Raw genomic sequence first — 19,418 nt, forward strand, 5'->3', positions numbered from 1 at the left:
GCCCACCATTGCTGGTTAAACATCGAGGCCAGACCATTGGCCCGAGACGCGCCAAACGCATCCCGCCTTCAGGGTCTTTCCACCAAGTCTTTGAAGAATTTGGTGGGTGCGCACAGGATTGAACTGTGGACCCGCTGATTAAGAGTCAGCTGCTCTACCAACTGAGCTACGCACCCACTCGGCCGGCAAAAACCGGCGTTGGCGGGCATATAGCCGCCACCATCCGTCCTGTCCAGCCCTGCCGGAGTCATTTCCCGACAAATCGCCTGGAGCCTCGCTTTGGGCGTTGACGCAGGACGAAACCTTACGTTCTTTTGGCGGGACAGCGCCCCCCTCTGCCCTGCCGGGCATCTCCCCCTCCAGGGGGGAGATCGGAAGCTTCGTCGTCCCGCCTCTCCTTCTGCATTCGAGGTTTGGCGAAATCCGAAGTTACGGCCAATCTCCCCACTTGAGGGGGAGATGTCCGGCAGGACAGAGGGGGGCGGTCAAAGATCGCTAACAGCGACGGTCTTCCTCGATACATTAAGGCGCGATCAGACGAAAAGCCTGCCTTCCGCCACCTTAACCGCATTGCCGCCAATGCGCGCCGAGGCCAGTTTTCCGCCTTCCACGGTCAGTTCGAGGCGGATGCGCGATGGCCGGCCCATCTCCAGCCCCTGCTCGATCCACAGCTGCGAAACGCCGTCGGTCGGCGCGTCGAAATGCATGATGGCGCCGGCAAAGGCTGCTGCTGCCGAGCCGGTCGCCGGATCCTCATAGGAAGGCGTGCCGGGCACGATCATGCGCACGTGGAAGGCGCTCTCATGGTTCACCGTCTCGCGGCAATAGACATAGGGACTGGCGAAGGCCCAGTCGCTCTTGCGCGGCGCCAGTTCCGACCAGGCCTGGTTGTCCAGCCGGATTCGCCCCGCCGCCTCGAGATTGGCAACCGGAATGGTGACGTAGGGCACGCCAGCCGACCAAAACGAGACGCGGTGATTCTCGAAGCCGATCTCGTGCGGCGCCAGGCCAAGGGCAGCTCCAATCGCCTCCGGATCGGCCTCGAGCTTCAGCGGCTCCGGCAGCTTTGCCAGGTCGAACTCGGCAAAGGTCGCGCCATCGTGCTTGCTGACCGCGCAACGCACCGGGCCGATGTTTTCCTCCAGCACGAAGATGCCGGCGCCGCCCTCTTCCGCCAGTTCGGCCAGCGCGATCGCCGAACCGACTGTTGGGTGGCCAGCGAACGGCATTTCATAGTCGGGCGTGAAGATACGGATACGGTTTTTATGCTTGGGATTGTCCGGCGGCAGCACGAAAACCGATTCCGACAGGTTGAATTCGCGCGCGATGGCCTGCATCGCGGCCGTGTCCAATCCCTTGCTGTCCAGCACGACGGCCAAAGGATTGCCGGCCAGACGCTCGGTCGTAAACACATCGTAAAGCAAGTAATTCCTGGTTTTCATTCCTGCCTCAATCCCAACATGGGCGAAATTTAATTTGATATTTGAACCAGTAAGCCTGATCTGTGCACAGATAGGGACATTACGCATTATAGGGGTCCAGCGTGGACCAGATTGTCAATCTGCCAAAGACGGAATCGGATTCCGCCATCGAGACGGCGCTCGGGCTCGACAAGACGGGTCTGCGCAAGTCGCGTCGTCGCGGCTGGCTCTATGCGTTGCTGGCGCTGATCGTGCTCGCCGCCGGGCTTGGCGCCTATCAGTGGTATGCCGGCTCGCCGGCCAAGATTGATTACACCACAGTGCCTGCCGCCAGGGCCGACCTCACCGTCGCGGTGTCGGCGACCGGCACGCTGCAGCCGCTCACCCAGGTCGACATCTCCAGCCAGCTCTCCGGCATAATCCGTTCGGTGTCTGTCGAGGAGAACCAGCAGGTCAAGAAGGGCGACGTTCTGGCAGCCCTCGACACCGCCAAGCTGCAGGTCCAGATCGAACGCGCGGAGGCATCCGCAAAGGCAGCGGCCGCCAATGTCGAGGACGCCACGGTGACGCTCGCCGAAAACGAAAAGGCGCTTGTCCGCGCGGCGGCTTTGACCAAGCGCGGCATGGCGACCGACCAGTCGCTCGAAGCTGCGACCGCGACCCGCGACCGTTCCAAGGCGGCACTCGACAGCGCCACCGCCAATCTCGCCATCGCCAATGCCGATCTGAAAACGCAGCAGACCGACCTTGCCAACAGCACCATCTATGCGCCGATCGACGGCATCGTGCTGACGCGCTCGGTCGATCCCGGCCAGACGGTCGCCTCTTCCCTGCAGGCGCCGGTACTGTTCATCATCGCCGCCGATCTCAGAAACATGGAACTGGTGGCGGCAGTCGACGAGGCCGACATCGGCGCGGTCAAATCCGGCCAGCATGCCCGCTTCACGGTGGATGCCTTCCCCGAGCGGCCGTTCGATGCCGAGATCCGCGACATCTCCTATGCCTCGGTCACCACCGACGGCGTCGTCACCTACAATGCGCGGCTTGAGGTCGACAATAACGAGCTGTTGCTGCGGCCCGGCATGACCGCCACCGTTTCGGTCGTCACCAAACAGGCCAAGGGTGTGCTCACCGTGCCGGCCACAGCCTTCCGCTATCGGCCCACGTCGCCTGCCGCACGCGCGTGGAGCCTGAGCGACCTGTTCACCGGCCGCATGGGCCGCCCCGGCGGCAACCGCCAGCGCCAGGCCGCTACAGTGCCCACCGATGGCTCGCGCACGCTGTACGTGCTGGAGAACGGCCGTCCGCACCCGGTCAACGTCAAGATCGGTTCCACCGATGGCGAGCTGACCGAGATCATTTCGGGCCTGGATGAAGGTGCAGAGGTCATCACCGCGTCACAGCAGCGGAGCTGATACCGTGGCTGCGGGCGCGACCCTCATCACCTTCGACAAGGTCTGGAAAAGCTATGGCCAGGGCGAAGCCAAGGTGCATGCGCTGGCCGGCGTCGACCTTGCCATCCGCCGCGGCGAATTCGTCGCCATCATGGGACCGTCCGGCTCCGGCAAATCGACTGCGATGAACATCATCGGCTGCCTCGACACGCCGACGGCCGGAACCTATTCCTTCATGGGCATCGACGCCGGGCGGCTCGACCGCAACCGCCGCGCCATGCTGCGCAACCTCTATGTCGGTTTTGTCTTCCAGGGCTACAATCTGCTGGCCCGCACCACGGCGGCCGAAAACGTCGAACTGCCGCTGATTTATCGTGGCGTCGCCGCCCGCGAACGCCGCGACCTTGCCATGCAGGCGCTGGCAGAGGTCGGCCTTGTCGGCCGCGAGCACCACACGCCGGCCGAACTGTCCGGCGGCCAGCAGCAGCGCGTGGCGATCGCGCGCGCCATCGTCACCCGCCCGACCCTGCTCGTCGCTGACGAGCCGACCGGCAATCTCGACACCGCACGCACGCACGAGATCATGGAGTTGCTGACCCGGCTGAACACCCAGCTTGGCCTGACCATCGCCATGGTGACGCATGAGGCAGACGTCGCCGGCTATGCCGAACGCACCATCCGTTTCCTCGACGGTCATGTCGCCTCCGACACGATGAAGCTGGAGACGACGCAACCATGATCTGGGAAACCGTCCGCCTCTCGCTCCGCTCGATCCGGCGCAACGTGCTGCGCTCGTTCCTGACCTTGCTCGGCATCGTCATCGGCGTTGCCGCCGTCATTGCCATGCTCACCATTGGCTCCGGCACCACGCAAAAGGTCAAGGCCGACATCTCCAAGCTCGGCAGCAACCTGCTGGTCGTGCGCTCCGGCCGCCCGGCCGGTCCCGGCGGTCCGGGCGGGCTCGACCAGGTGGCGCGTCCGCTGGCCGAAAAGGACCTGGCCGCACTCGTTGCGCACCTGACCGGCGCGCGCGCCATTTCGCCGGCCTCGCAAAAACAGGTGCGTGTCATCTTCGGTACCGAGAGCCTGACTTCGGGCGTCACCGGCACCGACAGCGCCTATCTCGATGCGCGCGACTGGAAACTGGTGTCTGGCCGCCCGTTCAGCGATTCCGAAACCCGCTCGGGCACCGGCGTATGCCTGATCGGCGAGACGGTGCGCCAGCAATTCTTCGGCGCCGGCGACCCGGAGGGCGAGATCATCCGCGTCAACCGCACCTCCTGCAAGATCATCGGCCTGCTCGAGCCCAAGGGCTATACCGGCTTCGGCCAGGACCAGGACAATGTCGTGCTGATGCCGCTGCATGCCTATCAACGCCGCATCGCCGGCAACCGCGACATCGACAACATCTACATCGCCGCCGACGACCGCACGCCGACCAGCGAATTGCAGCCGCGCGTCGAGGACATCTTGCGCGACGCGCGCCGCATCACGCCGGACCGCGAAAGCGATTTCGCCATCCGCGACATGACCCAGATCGCCGACGCCATGGCCAGCGCCACCACCACCATGACCGGCATGCTGGGCGCGGTCGCCGGTGTCAGCCTGCTGGTCGGCGGCATCGGCATCATGAACATCATGCTGGTCTCGGTCACCGAGCGCACCCGCGAGATCGGCATCAGGCTTGCCATCGGCGCGCATGAAAAGCACATCCTCATCCAGTTCCTGGTCGAGGCGACGGTGCTGTCGCTGCTCGGCGGCATCATCGGCATCCTGATCGGCCTGGCGCTGGCCGGCCTCGCCGCGGTGACGCTGACCATCCCCTTCGCACCAAGCCCGGCGGTCATCCTGCTCGCCGTCGGCTTCTCAGCGCTGATCGGCATGGTGTTCGGCTTCTTCCCGGCGCTGCGCGGCGCCAGGCTCGACCCGATCGACGCGCTGCGGCACGAATAGGGCAACCCAGTCGGAAACGCGTCCAGCACTCAGACCGTTTTGCACAGCCTTCGACATTTCCACCCGGCCCACCACTGTCTCCGCACCGTTCGCGATGCTAGGGGAATTCACCTTGGGCGGAGGAATTGCGGATGAGCAAGAAGGCGCGACTGATCCTGGCGATGGTCATCATCGAGGCCTTCCTTGCAGGCATCTGGTGGTATCTCGCCCGCTATGGCATGGCCAATCCCGACCGCGTCACCTCAGATTTCCAGGCAGTCGTCGGCCAGACGATGGGAATGGCGATGGGCGGCTTGCTGGGCATCGGCATTATCCTGTTCCTCGTCGCCGCCCGCAACGATCGCAAGGCGGCACCGGACAAGACGCGCCCTTAATCCATGTTTGCGAAATGCCACTCGATCAGCGGTTTCATGTGCGGTGACAGCCCCTCCGGCAGGTCGACGGCATGACGGATGATCACCGGCCCCTCAATCTCCGGATCGGTCTCGGTGGCGACGAAGGCTGAGATGCGCCGGGCGAGTTCGTCGGCGGGCGCCGTCGCTTGGTAGCGGCGGAAGATCACCGTGCCGCTGTTGGTCGACAGGGCGTGCCAGCGCTTGCCCCGTTCGGCACCTGACAGGTCGAGGCCGGTTTCCTCTCGCACCTCGCGGATCATGTTGAAATCAACATCGACCAGCCCGTCGCGAAAATCGAGCGGCTCGAATGAGCCGGCGGCGAAATAGACGCGGCCGGCGTTGACCGTGCGCGGTCCCATGCGGATCGCCACCAGCGCATTGTCGCCGGCCACCAGCATGGCATGCGCATAGGCGTGCTCGGCGCCCGAATTCTCGCGCCGTTTTCGCCATAGCATGAAAGTCGAATAGGTGACCGCATGACACCGGCCGACGAGACGGTTGTAGCGGTACGCGAGTTGCGACAGCAGCACCACCGTGCCGTCGAACAGCGCCGGATTGGCGGCGATTTCGCGTTGCCAGTTCTCGGCGATCGCCTCTGCGTTGTTCAAGGCGAACGGGTGCGGGTCAGGATCGAGCCGGACGTCGATAGCGTCGACCGGCAGGATGACATTGCGTGGCAGGTCGAAACTCATGTCGCTCAGGCCATGTCCAGCGTGATCGCCACCGGGCAATGGTCCGATGCCTTCGGCCGGTCCCAGCCGGCGCGCGGAAAGCGCTCGACCTCCTGGCCGGGCGGGAAAATGGTCCGCCAGGGCTGGCCGTTGCGGATGATGTCGGGAACCGCCGTCGCGTTGCTGGCGGCAAGCCCCTTCGACAGCAGGATGTAGTCGAGCTGGCACAGATGCCGCTCTTCCGGTCCGCGTGTGTGATAAAAACTCCAGCGGTTCATCTCCGGCCGCCGCTCGACGACGTTTTCGCAGAAGCCGCCTTCTGTCAGCACATTGATGCAGGACAAGGCCTCGTCGACCACCTCGAAGCGGTAGCCGTCGATCGCGTCGCCGGCTATCTTCACGCGCTGCCGGTAGTCGTTCATGTCGCCGCAGATCACCCAGCGTTTGTCCGCGGCGTGCTCCCCACCGAAACGCTCCTCGATGATGCGCCGCACGGCCTGCGCCTCCGCGATGCGCACCGGCATCGTCGCCTCGCGTCCGTCGAGCCCGTTGCGGGGCGAGCCCATCGATTTGAAATGCACGAGGTAAAGCGTCAGCGGCACGCCGCCCACGGTGAGGTCTATTTCCAGGCAGTCGCGCCGGAAGATGCGCTCATTGGCTTGATTGCCGAGTGCCGCCAACTCCGTCGTGTGCAGCCCGAACTGTTCATAGGTGACATAGGCGTGGCTGGTCATGCGCACGAATTCGATCGGCTGGCCTTTCGCGGTTTCGTTGCGCATCATCACGGCAACGTCGATGCCGCGCGAATCATTGCCTGATGTGGTGTATTTCTGCCGGTAACCCTGACCCACCATCTTGAACAGATAGCCGTGTTCGAAGGCCTTCAGCGCTTCGATGTTGTCGACCTCCTGCATACAGATGATATCGGCGCGGGTGGCCGCGATCGCCAACGCCGTCAACTGGCGCGTGTCATCGGACTGGGCGATGGCGCGGGCCTGCTCCAGCATCTTGTATTCCGCCTCGCTCTGGATATCGAACAGCGCCAGCGTTCGATCCTCGTTGAGCTGGTTGCGGTAACCGGAAAAATCGAACCTGTTCATCAGGTTCTCGACATTGAAGGTGGCAAGGCGCAGCGACATGCCATGACCTTTGCCCGCAAGTGCCGCAGAAAACAAGCAGGCAGGACCACCAGCGGAGATCGGTTGGTCCTCAGGCATTCGCGCCATGGTTGACGGAACCTTTCCGTTCATCCGCCGTTCAGATGCAAACATTCACATTAGGCCCATTCCTCGGGTAGGCGTGGGGCCTGTATCTCTTGGAGAGTGCAATGAATTCGCTCTTTTCTTCCACGGTAAAATCCGGGCTGATAGCCCTCGGTATCCTCTCCGGCATCACGGCACCGTCCGCTGCCGGCCCGATCATGCAGCCGACACTGTCGATTCCCACCAGCACGGCGGCGCCGACAGTCAGCCCGGTCCGCGACAGCTGGGCGGGCGGTAATGACCGGCGGTTCAATAATGACAATTGGAGGTGGCGCCGCCATGACGGGCGTCGCAATTGGAACCGCGGCAACTGGAATGGCGGAGATGACTGGCGTTGGCGTCAAGGTCGCCGCCATGGCCGCCATCACAATGATGGAGCGGCCGCACTCCTGGGCCTTGGGCTGGGGCTTGGCATCGGCAGCATGTACAACAACTACAACTACTACGATGCACCGCCGCCGCGCCGCTACTACCGTGCCGGCCGGCTTTCGAGCGCCCATGTCCAATGGTGCTACAACCGTTATCGGTCGTACCGGGCCTACGACAACACGTTCCAGCCCTACAACGGCCCACGTCAGCAGTGCTATTCGCCCTATTGATGAGCTAGGCTGTCGTTGAGTTCAGACGTGAAAAACGGCGCCACTTGGCGCCGTTTTTTGATTTTGATTTTTCGAGGCTGCGCGCCTTCGAACGTATAGGCTTCGTTCAGTTCTTGGCCTTGTCGACCAGCTTGTTCTTCGAAATCCAAGGCATCATCGCGCGTAGCTTGGCGCCGACTTCCTCGATCTGGTGGCTGTCATTGTTGCGGCGGATGCCCTTAAAGCGGGACATGCCGGCGCGGTATTCCTGCATCCATTCCGACGTGAACTTGCCGGTCTGGATGTCCTTCAGCACCCGCTTCATCTCGGCCTTGGTCTCGGCGGTGATGATGCGCGGACCCGAGACATACTCGCCCCATTCGGCGGTGTTCGAGATCGAGTAGTTCATGTTGGCGATACCGCCCTCATAGATCAGGTCGACGATCAGCTTGACCTCGTGCAGGCACTCGAAATAGGCCATCTCAGGCGCGTAGCCGGCTTCCACCAGCGTCTCGAAACCGGCACGGATCAGCTCGACCAGGCCGCCGCAAAGCACCACCTGCTCGCCGAACAGATCGGTCTCGCATTCCTCGCGGAAATTAGTCTCGATGATGCCGGAACGGCCCCCGCCGACGCCGCAGGCGTAGGACAGCGCCAGGTCGAGCGCATTGCCCGAAGCGTCCTGGTTGACGGCGACCAGGCACGGCACGCCGCCGCCCTTCTGGTATTCGCCGCGCACCGTGTGACCGGGGCCCTTCGGCGCGATCATGACGACGTCGACCGTCGACTTCGGCTCGATCAGGCCGAAATGCACATTGAGGCCGTGTGCGAAAGCGATTGCAGCGCCATCGCGGATGTTCGGCGCGATCTCGTTTTTGTAGATGTCGGCCTGCAGTTCGTCTGGCGTTGCCATCATCATCAGGTCGGCCCATTTGGCTGCGTCCGCCACGCTCATCACCTTGAGCCCATCGGCTTCGACCTTCTTGGCGGTCGCCGACCCGGCCTTGAGACCGATAGCGATCTCCTTGGCGCCGGAATCCTTGAGGTTGAGCGCATGCGCCCTGCCCTGGCTGCCATAGCCGATGATGGCGACCTTCTTGCCCTTGATCAGATTGAGATCGGCATCACGATCGTAATAGACGCGCATTTTGTCTTCCTTCCCGTTATGAATCAGAGGCCTTGCGGCCGGTTGTTGCTCCATGAAGAGCGAGAAACTGCTGCGTCGCCCGCGCGGCATCGCCGCCGATCGCCGCCTCAGTCAATTCCAGCCGGTCGCCGAGCAGCAGACGGATCTGCACGTCGCGGGCGACCAGCCCGAAAAAGGTGCGGAACGCCGTTTCGGCATCCGCAAAGTCGAGCAGCCCGGCCTGCCGACCGGCCTCGAGCACCGGCTTCAGGCGTTTGGCCAGTGCAAAGCGGCCATTCTCCAGCACGACGGCGCCGAGATCGTCCTTGCCCGAACCCGCGTGGCCGACCGCAACCCGGTTGAGCGCGATCGAGGTATCGCTGGAGATAACCTGGAGCCAGTCCGAGGCGAAGCGTTCGAGGCTGGCCGTCAGCGAGACAAGGTCGAGCCCCTTGCCGTCGACCTGCGCCACCCGCACTTTCGAGGCCTGCCATTGCACCGTCGCCGTCAGCAGCCCATCACGATCGCCGAACCATTTGTAGAGCGTTTCCTTGGAGCAGCTCGCCCGGCGCGCCACGGCGGTCATGGTCAGCTGATCGCCCTCCTCGACCAGCAGCCGCAACGCCGCGTCGAGCACGGCCTTCTGCCGCTCTGTCAGCGCTTCGCTGGTGTCGATCTCGGGCACGCTGTGCAACACGCTCTTCTCTCGGCAGGCAAGGCCGGCCGGTATTCCGGCAAGCCGTACCGTACGTTACGGTTCGCCTGATCTATGGCGTATTGTTTTGGGCCTTGCAAGTCCTATTTCTTTCTGGACGGCGGCGGCGCCGCACGGCTTGCGCGGGGAAAGAAGATGCTGATCGGATTGCTCGCCTTGACGGTTGCCGCCGCATTCTCCGGCGCCGCGATCTATGTCAGTGTCGCCGAGCAACCGGCGCGGCTTCGTCTCGACGACAAGGCACTGCTGCAGGAATGGCAGCCTTCCTACAAACGCGGCGCCGCCATGCAGGCGTCGATTGCCATTGTCGCCTGCGTTCTTGGTCTGGTTGCCTGGTGGCAGGCCGGCGGTCTCGCCTTTCTGGTTGGCGCGGTATTGATCATCCTGCCCTGGCCGTGGACGCTGATCGCCATGATGCCGACCAACAGAGTGCTGCAGGCGATGGACGCAAGCGCCGGCAATCCGCAAGCCAGGTCCCTGATCATCAAGTGGGGCAATCTGCATCTGGTTCGAACCGCACTTGGCGTACTGGCGACGCTGGCGTTTCTCTGGGGCAGCCATCTGGCCTGACCTCGCCAAGCCGGCTCAGCGCCATGGCGTCAGTCCGCGACGGGCGGATGACGTAACCGTCCGAGCAGTGCCGAGACCATGGTCAATTCATCCGCCGAGAGTTTGGCGCCAACCAGTTCGGCGATCGACCGTCCATAGACAGCCCACATCTGACGGCGCGTCTCGCGGCCCTTGAGGGTGATGCGGATGGTCTGGCCACGACCGTCATCGGCCGCCGGCAGCTTCTCCACCAGCCCATCGGCCTCGAGCCGCGCCAGCAGCCGCGATATGTTGTATTGCGCAAACAGTGTGCGCTCGATCAGCTGAAACGGCCGCAGCCCGCCCTCGCCCGCCTCGGCGAGCTCATGCAGCACGTCATACCAGGCAAGCGGCGGCAGGCCAGCGGCCTTCAACGCCTCTTCAGCGCTTTCCATCAGCTGGCGCGAAACCCGCATCAGGCGGGCCCAAGCCTTGATGGCTTCGGGCGAAGGCATGGCTTTCTCGGTCATGGCTCAGCATAGGCAATAGATGCAATTGCATCAAGCTTGACGATGGATGCACATGCATCTACATAGATGCAAGTGCATTAACTATGGAAAGCCAATCCGATGAAAACACGCCTTGAGTCTCGGGGAACCGAGATGACCGACAAACTCATTCTCGTCAGCCACCATCTCTGCCCCTATGTGCAGCGCGCGGCGATTTCGCTGGCCGAAAAGGGCGTGCCGTTCGAACGCGTCGACATCGACCTCGCCAACAAGCCGGACTGGTTCAATGCGATCTCGCCGCTCGGCAAGGTGCCGCTGCTGCGCGTGCTGCGAAATGGCGAGGAAACGGTAGTCTTCGAGTCGGCCGTCATCCTCGAATTCCTCGAAGAGACGCAGGCCAACCCCCTCCACCCCGCCGACCCCTATGCCCGCGCACGGCATCGTGCCTGGATAGAGTTCGGCTCGGCAACCCTCAACGCCATCGGCCGGTTCTATTCAGCATCGACCGAGGCCGGCTTCCTTGCCGAATCCAGCGCGCTGTCTGCCATGTTCGATCGACTCGAGGCCGAGCTGGCGGACGAGCCTGGCGGACGCTGGTTCGCCAGCGAGCACTTTTCGCTGGTCGACGCCGTTTACGGTCCGGTCTTCCGCTATCTGGACGCCTTCGACCGGATCGGTGATTTCGGCATTCTGGACGGCAAACCGCTCGTTCGGGCCTGGCGCAAGGCGTTAAGTGAACGGGCGTCGATCAAGCACGCCGTGGCGCCGGACTACCCACAAGGCCTGCATGCCTTCCTGCAAGCGAAGGGATCTTACCTTTCGAGCCTCATTGGCCGAAGCGAGCCGGCCACTTCGCCTCCGCAAGCCCGATCCGCCTGAACGGGTCGATCACGGTTCCGGCCACCATCGAGGCGAGGAATTGCGGCGCCGGCGGGATCTTTGCCACTGTCGCCACCAGCCTGTCGCGGATGAAGGGCAGCGCCACCGAATCTGACTGGTAGAACGGCGTGAATGCCAGCGACAGCGCCTGGAAGATCCGGACATGCCAGCGCCGTGCGCTCGCATAGGCTTCCAGTGCCGCTTCGACACTCGCCGTCCGTGCCAACGCATGGCTGAGCGCCGCGGCGTCAAGCAGCGCCATGTTGGCCCCTTGCCCGAGCTGCGGGCTGGTCGAGTGCGCCGCATCGCCGATGATGGCCAGCCGCCGCCCTGCTGGCCATTTCATCGTGTGGTGGTCATAGCGCGCCAGCGAGAACTGGTCGAAACTGTCGATCTGGCTGGTGAACGCCTCGCTCTCGGGCCACAGCCGAACCACCCTCTCCTTCCAGGCGTCGAGACCCACTGCCCGCAGCCGCTCGACATCAGCCGGTTTGAGGCTCCAGAAGAATGCCGCCATCTTTTCAGCGCCCGGCTCCGGCCGGCCGATCGGCAGCACGCCGATCATCACGCTCGCTTTGTCGTAGCGTTGCAGCAGCGCGTGCTCGTCGAAACCTTCGCCGCGCCAGCCGAGCGAGGCCCAGAACGCGCCATAGGTGAGTGGTCGTGGCGAGCCAGGATTACCCACGCCCTGCCGCAGTTTCGAGCGCGAACCGCTGGCGTCGACAACTAGATCGAATGGCCTTGCCTTTCGTCCGTTGCCACAGATCAGCGTCGCTTGTTCGCCGGCCTCCAGAGCCTCGATCTCGACGCCGGTTTCGATGGTGATTGCCTCGCGTTGCGCGGCGCGAAGAAGCACGCCGAACAAGGCCGCCCGGTGCACCGCCAGCCCGAAGCGGCCACCGCGTTGCGCATCATAGCGGACATCGAGCACGGTGCGGCCGGTGCGGGCGTCGGCGCCATGCAGCCGGTCGATGCGGCTGCCCAGAGCCAGGATGTCGTCGAGCAGTCCAAGATCGGCCAAAACCGTCAGCCCGGTCGGCTGCAGGATAAGCCCGGACCCGACCGGCTTCGGCTCCTCGAAGCGCTCGAACACGATGACCCGATGCCCGGCGCGCTTGAGATAGAGCGCCATGGCCAGCCCCGCCGGCCCGGCGCCCGCAATTGCGATATCGTAGGAAATGCCAATGCCCCCAAAGCCGAACTGGCCGGGACAATCCTTCAGCGGCCGGACGAAATCAAGCCGCCGCGTCAGGCTTTGGCCAGCTCACGGACCGGCTCACCCTTGGGCGGCATCAAAACCGGCGCGCGCGTCGCGCACCGCGTCATGATTGAGTTCGGCCCACAGGATCAGCTGATGCAAGGCGCCGAACATCGAACGTCCGAGGTCTGTCAGGCTGTATTCAACGCTCGGCGGCTTGGTCGGAAACACTTCGCGATGCACATAGCCGTCGCGCTGCAAATCGTAGAGCGTTTGCGTCAGCATGCGCTGTGAAATGTCGGGCACCAGCCGCCGCAACTCGCCGAAGCGATAGGGTTGCTCGGCCAGCGCCATCATCAGCAGCGAACTCCATTTGCCGCTTACCCCCTGGATGACATCGCGGACCGGACAATTGGCAAAATTGCCGCCGCCGGAGATCGCCCTGTAGACCTCCATCTTCGATCTCAGATTGACGATCTTGCTGTCCACCGCTGGTTCCCTGCGCGTGCCTACCTCCCGAAAAACTGCCTTCTTTACGGCAACAGGTCAATTCCTATTTTAGTGCTGGTCTCTTTTCGAGACCGGCACTCGAACCGCGCTTCCGGCGCAATGTCAGGACCCTCCATGACCGCAACCCTTCTCGTCACCGGCGCTTCCGGCCAACTCGGCCGCAGCGTCATCAACCACCTGCTGGACACATACAAGGTTCCGCCGGAGCACATCATTGCCACCACCCGCACACCGGCCAATCTGGCCGATCTGGCAGCGCGCGGTGTCACCATCCGCGAGGCCGATTTCAACAATAGGACGTTACTGGAGACCGCGTTCCAGGGCGTCGACAGACTGCTGATCATCTCGACAGGCGAACTGGACCTGAAGGACGGTCGGCGCCTGAAGCAGCACGAGACGGCGGTGGCCGCGGCGAAGAGCGCCGGCGTCGGCCATCTTCTCTACACCTCGATGCCAAATCCCGAGCCGGTTTCGCCGGTGCTGTTTGCCAACGATCACTACGGCACCGAGCAGGCGATCAAGGCAAGCGGCATTGCCTACACCATCTTCCGCAACGGCTGGTACCAGGAAAACCTGTTCATGGCATTGCCGCAGGCCATCGCCTCGGGACACTGGTATACGTCCGCCGGCGAAGGCCGCATCGCCCATGGTGCACGCGATGACATGGCAGCGGCGATCGCCGCCGGCCTCGCTGGCGTTTCGAACGAAAGCAAGACCTACACCTTGACCGGCCCGCAGGCCTACACCACGGCCGAGATCGCCGCCCTGGTAAGCGAGGTCACCGGCAAGCCGCTCAATGTCGTGCAGGTTCCGGATGAAGCCTTGACCGAAGGCGTGAAGGCGGCCGGCGTTCCCGAGGACTTCGCCCGCATCATCGTCTCCTTCGACGCCAACACGCGCGCCGGCCGCATCGCCATGGTGACGGACACGGTCGAGACGCTTTCCGGCCGAAAGTCGAAAACGCTGAAGCAGTTCCTCGAGGCGAACAAAGCCGCTCTGGCCGGTTGAAGCGGAGTGACACGGACTGTGCCGTGAGGCACAGTCCATTCGCCGATCCGCCAGGACATGCCTAAATCGCCACCTGCGTGCCGATCTCCACCACGCGTCCGGTCGGGATCTGGAAATACTCGGTCGCGTCGGCCGCCATGCGCGCCAGGCCGATGAACAGCCGGTCCTGCCACACCGGCATGCCGGAATTGGGCGAGGCCTTGAGCGAACGCCGCGACAGGAAGAACGAGGTCGTCATGATGTCGAACTTCCAGCCCTGCTTGCGGCAGATCGCCAGCGCACGCGGGATGTTTGGCTGCTCCATGTAGCCGAAGGTCAGCGTCACCCGCATGAACAGCTCGTTGACCGTCTCCATCTTGACCCGGTCGCTGTCGGGCACCACCGGCTGCGGCGCGGTCACCACTGAAAGGATGACGTTCTGCTCGTGCAGCACCTTGTAGTGCTTCAGGCTGTGCATTAGCGCGGTAGGCGCGCTGAGCGGATCGCTGGTCAGGAACACGGCGGTGCCGGACACCAGTTGCGGCTTTTTCTTCAAGAGATTGCCGGCGAGGAAATCGAGCGGGATCTCGTTGCGGCGGGTCTTGTCGAACAGATAGCGGCTGCCGCGCACCCACGTCCACATGGCCAGCACAACGGTGAAGGCCACCGCCAGCGATGCCCAGCCGCCCTCGAACACCTTGACGATGTTGGAGGCAAAGAAGCCGACGTCGATAAAGGCAAACAGCGCCGTCATGGCGACCGCCACCCACAGCCGCCATTTCCAGATGCGCGTCATGACAACATAGAGCAGCACCGTCGTCACCAGCATGTTGCCGGTCACCGAAATACCATAGGCCGACGCCAGCCTGCTGGACTCGCCGAAGCCGACGACCAGCATCATCACCACCAGCGCCAGCAGGAGATTGACGCGCGGCATGTAGATCTGGCCGGACTGTTTCTCCGACGTGTGCAGGATTTCCAGGCGCGGCAGCATGTTGAGCTGCACTGCCTGCCTGGTCAGCGAAAAGGCGCCCGATATCACCGCCTGGCTGGCGATGACCGTGGCGGCGGTCGCCAGCACGACCATCGGGATCAGCGTCCAGCCTTCGTTCATCTCGAAGAACGGATGGCCGACGACGCCGTTCTTGGCCAGCACGAAGGCACCTTGCCCGGCATAGTTGAGCAGCAGACAGGGAAACACGATCGCCAGCCAGGCGAGCACGATCGGCTTGCGGCCGAAATGGCCAAGATCGGCATAGAGCGCTTCGGCGCCGGTGACGGCCAGGAAAATGGCGCCGATGGTCACGAAAGCGACGTCGGGCGAATTGATCAGAAAGGCGACGATGTAGTGCGGGCTCACGGCCCACAGGATTTCCGGATCGGCGATGATGTGGTTGAGCCCGGAGAGGCCAATGGCCAGGAACCATACCGCGGTCACCGGGCCGAACACCAATCCCACCCCGCCAGTGCCAAAGCGCTGCACCGCGAACACCATGGCAAGGATGACCAGCGTCAGCGGCACCACATAGGGCTGGAAGGTCGGCGTGACGACATTCATGCCCTCAACCGCCGACAGCACTGAAATCGCCGGTGTGATGACGGCGTCACCGAAGAAAAGCGATGCTCCGACGATGCCGATGCCGAGCATCAGCGCCGAGCGCTTGGGGAAACTGCCGCGCGCCAGCGCCATCAGCGACAGCACGCCGCCCTCGCCGCGGTTGTCGGCGCGCAGCACGAACATGATGTATTTGATGGTGACGATGATCGTCAGTGACCAGATGATCAGCGACAGCACGCCGAGAATATCGCCGCGCTGGGCGACATTGCCGCCCGAAGACGCCACCAGCGCCTCGCGAAAGGCGTAGATCGGGCTGGTGCCGATATCTCCATAGACCACACCGAGCGCGCCCAGCATCAGAACCTTGGTGCTGTGCTGTTCGACTTCCGAATGGCTCGATTGTTCGATGGGTTCTGCCTCACTACCAGTATTGGTAAGGGCCATGGACGACACTCCGATAAGCGCGCGGTGCTCTACGCTTGCTGCGATGCAATATCAAGTGCCGTCGCGTGATGGCTGCCATGCCTGCCGCGCGAGGCTGCCATCGCTACCATCCGCAGGCCTTGAGGAACCGACCCACCGTCCCGGCCATGCCATACTCCAACGCGTCGGCTGTCAACCCATGTCCGATCGACACTTCGGCCAATGCCGGAATGCGCTTGGCAAGCGCCGGCAGATTGCCGACCACCAGATCGTGCCCGGCATTGACCTGAAGCCCGGCAGCGAGCGCGGCGTCGGCGGTTTTTCCCAATCTTTCCAACTCATTGGCCGCTTTGGCGGAATCGGAATGATAACTGCCGTAGGGACCCGTATAGAGCTCGATGCGGTCGGCGCCGGTATCGCGTGCGGCCGTCACGCAATCGGGGTCCGGATCGGAAAACAGCGACACGCGAAAGCCCCCCTTCTTCAGACGTTTGACGATCGGAGAGAGGAACGCGGCCTGGGTCGCGAAGTTCCAGCCGTGGTCCGATGTCGCCTGGGCCGGGTCGTCCGGCACCAAAGTCACCTGTTCGGGCTGATGCTTTTCCACAAGCAGCAGGAAATCCTCGGTCGGATAGCCCTCGATGTTGAATTCCGCGCGCGGAAACTCGTCGTCGATCAGCGACCGGATCTCGGGCAGATCGGAGTGCCTTGTGTGCCGCTCGTCGGGACGTGGATGCACAGTCAGCCCATGCGCCCCGGCCGCGAGCGCAATGCGGCCGAGACCGATAACGCTCGGCCACGGCAGGTCGCGCCGGTTGCGCAGCATGGCGACGGCGTTGAGATTGACGGAGAGCTTTGCGGGCATGCGGTTGGCCTCAAAATCATTCGATGCGCCACCTATAATGCCTTTGGCGGGAACAGTAATGCCTTTGGTGGGAACAGACTGGGGGTTTCGGGTGTTCCAAGCTTGATGAATTCAGTCCGGGAAAGGAGGCGCCCATGAATTTTCTCGATTCCGTGCCGGCGATCCGCCGTATCGAGACCAGCCGTGACGATCTTTTCGCTATCGATGTCGTTGGGCACGTCGCCGCGGCAGACGGCGAAAACCTTTTCGGGCTGATGGAGGCAGCCTATGCGTTGCACCCGCGCATCGATGTGCTGGTGCGCCTTGTCGACCACGATGGCGTCGACTGGGCCCATATCGCGGACGACACCCTGAAGCAGGGCGCCGTCCATGCCTTGGAACATGTCGGCCGTTGCGCGACGATCGGCGAACCGGACTGGATAGCGGACGCACAAGGCTTTCTGCCGCCCTCGCCGCCCATCGAATTCAGACACTTCAACGTGGAAGACGAGGCCGCCGCCTGGCAATGGCTCGACGCCAGCCCGATTGGCGCGCGATAGCTTGCTGCAGAACGGTATTGTCTACCGCTTCTTCCAAAGCCAGTTGAGCATTCCAATCAACTCGTCGGCATTCAGCGGATTTGAGTTCCTGAAAAACATCCTTTTGCCGAGCCGATAGAATTTCAGGCCGATACGCCTTCCAAGTGGTGGCTCGATCGAGAATGGGGCAAAATGCTCGCGCCACACATCATAGTCACCCCGCCAATCGTCGCTTCTGTCTCCTTCTGGCGGCGCCAGCAACAGGAAGTCCCGGCCGGGAGCCGCTTTTTCGAGAAGTATCGACAGTTCATCCATGTCCCGCCCGGTCACCGGCAAACCAAGGACGAAAAGCGTCGAATGACCATTTCGGATCAGTGCCCTCGTCGTCTTGCACCATCGGTCATGTTTTTTTCGAACGGCCGGGTAGCGCGCGTCGAGCACCGCTTCGGTAACACCATCCGGGAACAGATGCTTGTAACTGGTGCCGAACCGTCGGTTGGAGACCTTGCCGTCGGCGACTTGCAAATCATCGCGCTCGAACATCCCGACAAAATCGCTCCGCATATAGTCCATCACCACCGCGGGCGGCGTGCCTTGCCAGTCGAAAACACCGCGCCTGCCGCTGACCCTGCCAAACCGCTCCCGGATCTGATGGATTGTCCGGCAATCGGGGCCAAGGCTGACGATTTGTTGGAAAACGCGTGCCATGACTGAAAAACTAACCCAACCGTCCAGCAGAACGCAACGTCACGCAGAGCCCGCTCGGACGCCTGCTACCTGACGATCGTCAGCCGCTCTGCCGCCCGCGTGATCGCCGTGTAGAGCCAGCGCTGGCGGGTTTCCTTGAAGGCCCAGCTTTCATCGAACAGCACGATCTCGTTCCACTGCGAGCCCTGTGCCTTGTGCACGGTCAGCGCATAACCATAGTCGAAATCGTCGAAGCGCTTCTTCTGCTGCCACGGAATATCGGCGTCGGGATCCTCGAACGCCGCCTTGAGCAGCTTGATTTTGGCGACGCCGCGATCCGGATCGTCCTCTTCCGGCGACACCAGAAGGTTGATGCCGGGCTTCACCGTCTCGCGCGACGAGGTCATCACCTTCCACAGCGAGCCGTTGAGCAGCCCTTTGGCCGGATCGTTGCGCAGGCAGACCAGCTTGTCGCCGGCCTGCGGATAGTCGGCATTGAACCCCTTGAGTTCGCGCAGCCGCTGATTGTAGCGGCGCCGCGTGCGGTTGGTGCCGACCAGCACCTGGTCGGCTTTCAGCACCAGCTCCTGGGTAACGTCTTCCTTGCCGATCACCTGCGCCGTGCCATAGTCGCCACGCATGAATTCACGGCCCTCGCGCACGTCGAGAGCCAGCCGCAGGATCGGGTTGTCGCGCGCCTGCCGATGGATTTCGGTGAGCAGGAAGTCCGGCTCGTGGTCGGTGAAGAAGCCGCCGCCCGAGATCGGCGGCAACTGGCCGGGGTCGCCGAGCACCAGGATCGGCGTGCCGAAACTCATCAGGTCGCGACCGAGCTGCTCGTCGACCATCGAACATTCGTCGATGACGACCAGTTTCGCCCGCGAGATCGGGCTCTGCCGGTTGAGCGAGAAGGTCGGCGACATCGAGGTCTTGCCGGTGACCTCGTCGGCCACCGATTCCTCGCCTTTGGGCCTATAGATCAGCGAATGGATTGTGCGCGCATTGACCGCGCCCTTGGAGCGCAGAACCTGTGCGGCCTTGCCGGTGAAGGCGGCGAACTGCACCTGACCGTCGACATGTTCAGCAAAATAGCGCGCCAGCGTCGTCTTGCCGGTGCCGGCATAGCCGAACAGCCGGAACAGCTGCGGCTTGCCGGTTTTCAGCCAGCGGGCAACCGCTTGCAGCGCCTCGTCCTGTTGGGGAGAGAATTCCATCAGCGCGAGAGACCGGATTCGCAAGGG

General features: G+C 63.1%; 21 protein-coding genes and 1 tRNA gene. 9 read left to right on the forward strand and 13 right to left on the reverse strand.

Annotation, left to right across the window (positions count from 1 at the left end):
- Nucleotides 1–100: 100 nt before the first annotated feature.
- Together NKI73_RS19630 and NKI73_RS19635 are read right to left on the reverse strand one after the other, a co-directional pair.
- Nucleotides 101–176, reverse strand: a tRNA-Lys gene (locus NKI73_RS19630).
- 357 nt (nucleotides 177–533) lie between these two features.
- The gene (locus tag NKI73_RS19635) at nucleotides 534–1,442 is read right to left on the reverse strand and encodes a PhzF family phenazine biosynthesis protein (RefSeq protein ID WP_352632522.1); all 909 of its coding nucleotides are present in this window, start codon (nucleotides 1,440–1,442) and stop codon (nucleotides 534–536) included.
- Nucleotides 1,443–1,543: 101 nt separating this feature from the next.
- Here NKI73_RS19635 and NKI73_RS19640 point away from each other — a divergent pair, with 101 nt between their 5' ends.
- The 4 genes from NKI73_RS19640 (at nucleotide 1,544) to NKI73_RS19655 (ending at nucleotide 5,142) form a co-directional block, all read left to right on the forward strand.
- A complete protein-coding gene (locus NKI73_RS19640; protein WP_352632524.1) occupies nucleotides 1,544–2,836 on the forward strand; it encodes an efflux RND transporter periplasmic adaptor subunit in 1,293 nt (430 codons plus the stop codon).
- A 4-nt stretch (nucleotides 2,837–2,840) separates the two neighbouring features.
- Nucleotides 2,841–3,554 carry an ABC transporter ATP-binding protein gene (locus NKI73_RS19645; protein WP_352632526.1) on the forward strand — a complete coding sequence of 238 codons (714 nt, stop codon included), beginning with the start codon at nucleotides 2,841–2,843 and terminating at the stop codon, nucleotides 3,552–3,554.
- A complete protein-coding gene (locus NKI73_RS19650; protein ID WP_352632528.1) occupies nucleotides 3,551–4,768 on the forward strand; it encodes an ABC transporter permease in 1,218 nt (405 codons plus the stop codon). The genes NKI73_RS19645 and NKI73_RS19650 overlap by 4 nt, the downstream gene beginning before the upstream one ends.
- Nucleotides 4,769–4,899: 131 nt before the next feature.
- On the forward strand, nucleotides 4,900–5,142 hold the full coding sequence (locus NKI73_RS19655) for a hypothetical protein (RefSeq protein WP_352632530.1): 243 nt from the start codon (nucleotides 4,900–4,902) through the stop codon (nucleotides 5,140–5,142).
- Here the strand turns inward: NKI73_RS19655 and NKI73_RS19660 are convergent.
- Together NKI73_RS19660 and NKI73_RS19665 are read right to left on the reverse strand one after the other, a co-directional pair.
- The gene (locus NKI73_RS19660) at nucleotides 5,139–5,855 is read right to left on the reverse strand and encodes a hypothetical protein (RefSeq protein ID WP_352632532.1); all 717 of its coding nucleotides are present in this window, start codon (nucleotides 5,853–5,855) and stop codon (nucleotides 5,139–5,141) included. The two genes, NKI73_RS19655 and NKI73_RS19660, sit on opposite strands and share 4 nt — an antisense overlap.
- Before the next feature lie 5 nt (nucleotides 5,856–5,860).
- Nucleotides 5,861–6,973, reverse strand: coding sequence for an endonuclease/exonuclease/phosphatase family protein (locus NKI73_RS19665; protein WP_352632534.1), 1,113 nt, complete (start codon nucleotides 6,971–6,973; stop codon nucleotides 5,861–5,863).
- Nucleotides 6,974–7,161: 188 nt separating this feature from the next.
- Here NKI73_RS19665 and NKI73_RS19670 point away from each other — a divergent pair, with 188 nt between their 5' ends.
- Nucleotides 7,162–7,695, forward strand: coding sequence for a BA14K family protein (locus tag NKI73_RS19670; RefSeq protein ID WP_352632536.1), 534 nt, complete (start codon nucleotides 7,162–7,164; stop codon nucleotides 7,693–7,695).
- A 106-nt stretch (nucleotides 7,696–7,801) separates the two neighbouring features.
- Here NKI73_RS19670 and ilvC read toward each other — a convergent pair whose 3' ends face one another.
- Complete coding sequence (gene ilvC / locus NKI73_RS19675; RefSeq protein WP_013531065.1) at nucleotides 7,802–8,821, reverse strand: ketol-acid reductoisomerase; 1,020 nt, start codon at nucleotides 8,819–8,821, stop codon at nucleotides 7,802–7,804.
- Between the two features lie 16 nt (nucleotides 8,822–8,837).
- Entirely contained in the window at nucleotides 8,838–9,497 is a 660-nt protein-coding gene (locus NKI73_RS19680) for a TetR/AcrR family transcriptional regulator (RefSeq protein WP_352632539.1), read from the reverse strand.
- Between the two features lie 153 nt (nucleotides 9,498–9,650).
- Here NKI73_RS19680 and NKI73_RS19685 point away from each other — a divergent pair, with 153 nt between their 5' ends.
- Entirely contained in the window at nucleotides 9,651–10,085 is a 435-nt protein-coding gene (locus NKI73_RS19685) for an anthrone oxygenase family protein (RefSeq protein WP_502905585.1), read from the forward strand.
- A gap of 29 nt (nucleotides 10,086–10,114) precedes the next feature.
- Here NKI73_RS19685 and NKI73_RS19690 read toward each other — a convergent pair whose 3' ends face one another.
- Nucleotides 10,115–10,573: a MarR family winged helix-turn-helix transcriptional regulator gene (locus NKI73_RS19690; RefSeq protein ID WP_352632541.1), complete on the reverse strand. Its 459-nt coding sequence runs from the start codon at nucleotides 10,571–10,573 to the stop codon at nucleotides 10,115–10,117.
- Nucleotides 10,574–10,705: 132 nt separating this feature from the next.
- Here NKI73_RS19690 and NKI73_RS19695 point away from each other — a divergent pair, with 132 nt between their 5' ends.
- Nucleotides 10,706–11,431, forward strand: a complete 726-nt coding sequence (locus tag NKI73_RS19695) for a glutathione S-transferase family protein (RefSeq protein ID WP_352632543.1) — start codon at nucleotides 10,706–10,708, stop codon at nucleotides 11,429–11,431.
- On the opposite strand, the gene NKI73_RS19700 is transcribed toward NKI73_RS19695, so the two are convergent.
- Together NKI73_RS19700 and NKI73_RS19705 are read right to left on the reverse strand one after the other, a co-directional pair.
- On the reverse strand, nucleotides 11,379–12,563 hold the full coding sequence (locus NKI73_RS19700) for an FAD-dependent oxidoreductase (RefSeq protein WP_352632545.1): 1,185 nt from the start codon (nucleotides 12,561–12,563) through the stop codon (nucleotides 11,379–11,381). The genes NKI73_RS19695 and NKI73_RS19700 overlap by 53 nt on opposite strands.
- A 144-nt stretch (nucleotides 12,564–12,707) precedes the next feature.
- Nucleotides 12,708–13,118 (reverse strand): winged helix-turn-helix transcriptional regulator, encoded by a 411-nt coding sequence (locus tag NKI73_RS19705; protein WP_352632547.1) that lies wholly within the window; start codon nucleotides 13,116–13,118, stop codon nucleotides 12,708–12,710.
- Between the two features lie 135 nt (nucleotides 13,119–13,253).
- Between NKI73_RS19705 and NKI73_RS19710 the strand changes: the two genes are divergently transcribed.
- Nucleotides 13,254–14,147 (forward strand): SDR family oxidoreductase, encoded by an 894-nt coding sequence (locus NKI73_RS19710; protein WP_352632549.1) that lies wholly within the window; start codon nucleotides 13,254–13,256, stop codon nucleotides 14,145–14,147.
- A gap of 61 nt (nucleotides 14,148–14,208) precedes the next feature.
- On the opposite strand, the gene NKI73_RS19715 is transcribed toward NKI73_RS19710, so the two are convergent.
- Together NKI73_RS19715 and NKI73_RS19720 are read right to left on the reverse strand one after the other, a co-directional pair.
- A complete protein-coding gene (locus tag NKI73_RS19715) occupies nucleotides 14,209–16,128 on the reverse strand; it encodes a potassium transporter Kup (protein WP_352632551.1) in 1,920 nt (639 codons plus the stop codon).
- Between the two features lie 103 nt (nucleotides 16,129–16,231).
- Nucleotides 16,232–16,972, reverse strand: a complete 741-nt coding sequence (locus NKI73_RS19720; protein ID WP_352632553.1) for a pyridoxine 5'-phosphate synthase — start codon at nucleotides 16,970–16,972, stop codon at nucleotides 16,232–16,234.
- Nucleotides 16,973–17,106: 134 nt separating this feature from the next.
- Here NKI73_RS19720 and NKI73_RS19725 point away from each other — a divergent pair, with 134 nt between their 5' ends.
- The gene (locus NKI73_RS19725) at nucleotides 17,107–17,511 is read left to right on the forward strand and encodes a SpoIIAA family protein (RefSeq protein ID WP_352632555.1); all 405 of its coding nucleotides are present in this window, start codon (nucleotides 17,107–17,109) and stop codon (nucleotides 17,509–17,511) included.
- A 21-nt stretch (nucleotides 17,512–17,532) separates the two neighbouring features.
- On the opposite strand, the gene NKI73_RS19730 is transcribed toward NKI73_RS19725, so the two are convergent.
- The gene (locus NKI73_RS19730) at nucleotides 17,533–18,198 is read right to left on the reverse strand and encodes a hypothetical protein (protein ID WP_352632557.1); all 666 of its coding nucleotides are present in this window, start codon (nucleotides 18,196–18,198) and stop codon (nucleotides 17,533–17,535) included.
- A 65-nt stretch (nucleotides 18,199–18,263) separates the two neighbouring features.
- On the reverse strand, nucleotides 18,264–19,391 hold the full coding sequence (locus tag NKI73_RS19735) for an ATP-dependent DNA helicase (protein ID WP_091580570.1): 1,128 nt from the start codon (nucleotides 19,389–19,391) through the stop codon (nucleotides 18,264–18,266).
- Between the last annotated feature and the right edge of the window lie 27 nt (nucleotides 19,392–19,418).

The organism is Mesorhizobium sp. M0496, from assembly GCF_040321205.1.
Classification (GTDB): domain Bacteria; phylum Pseudomonadota; class Alphaproteobacteria; order Rhizobiales; family Rhizobiaceae; genus Mesorhizobium.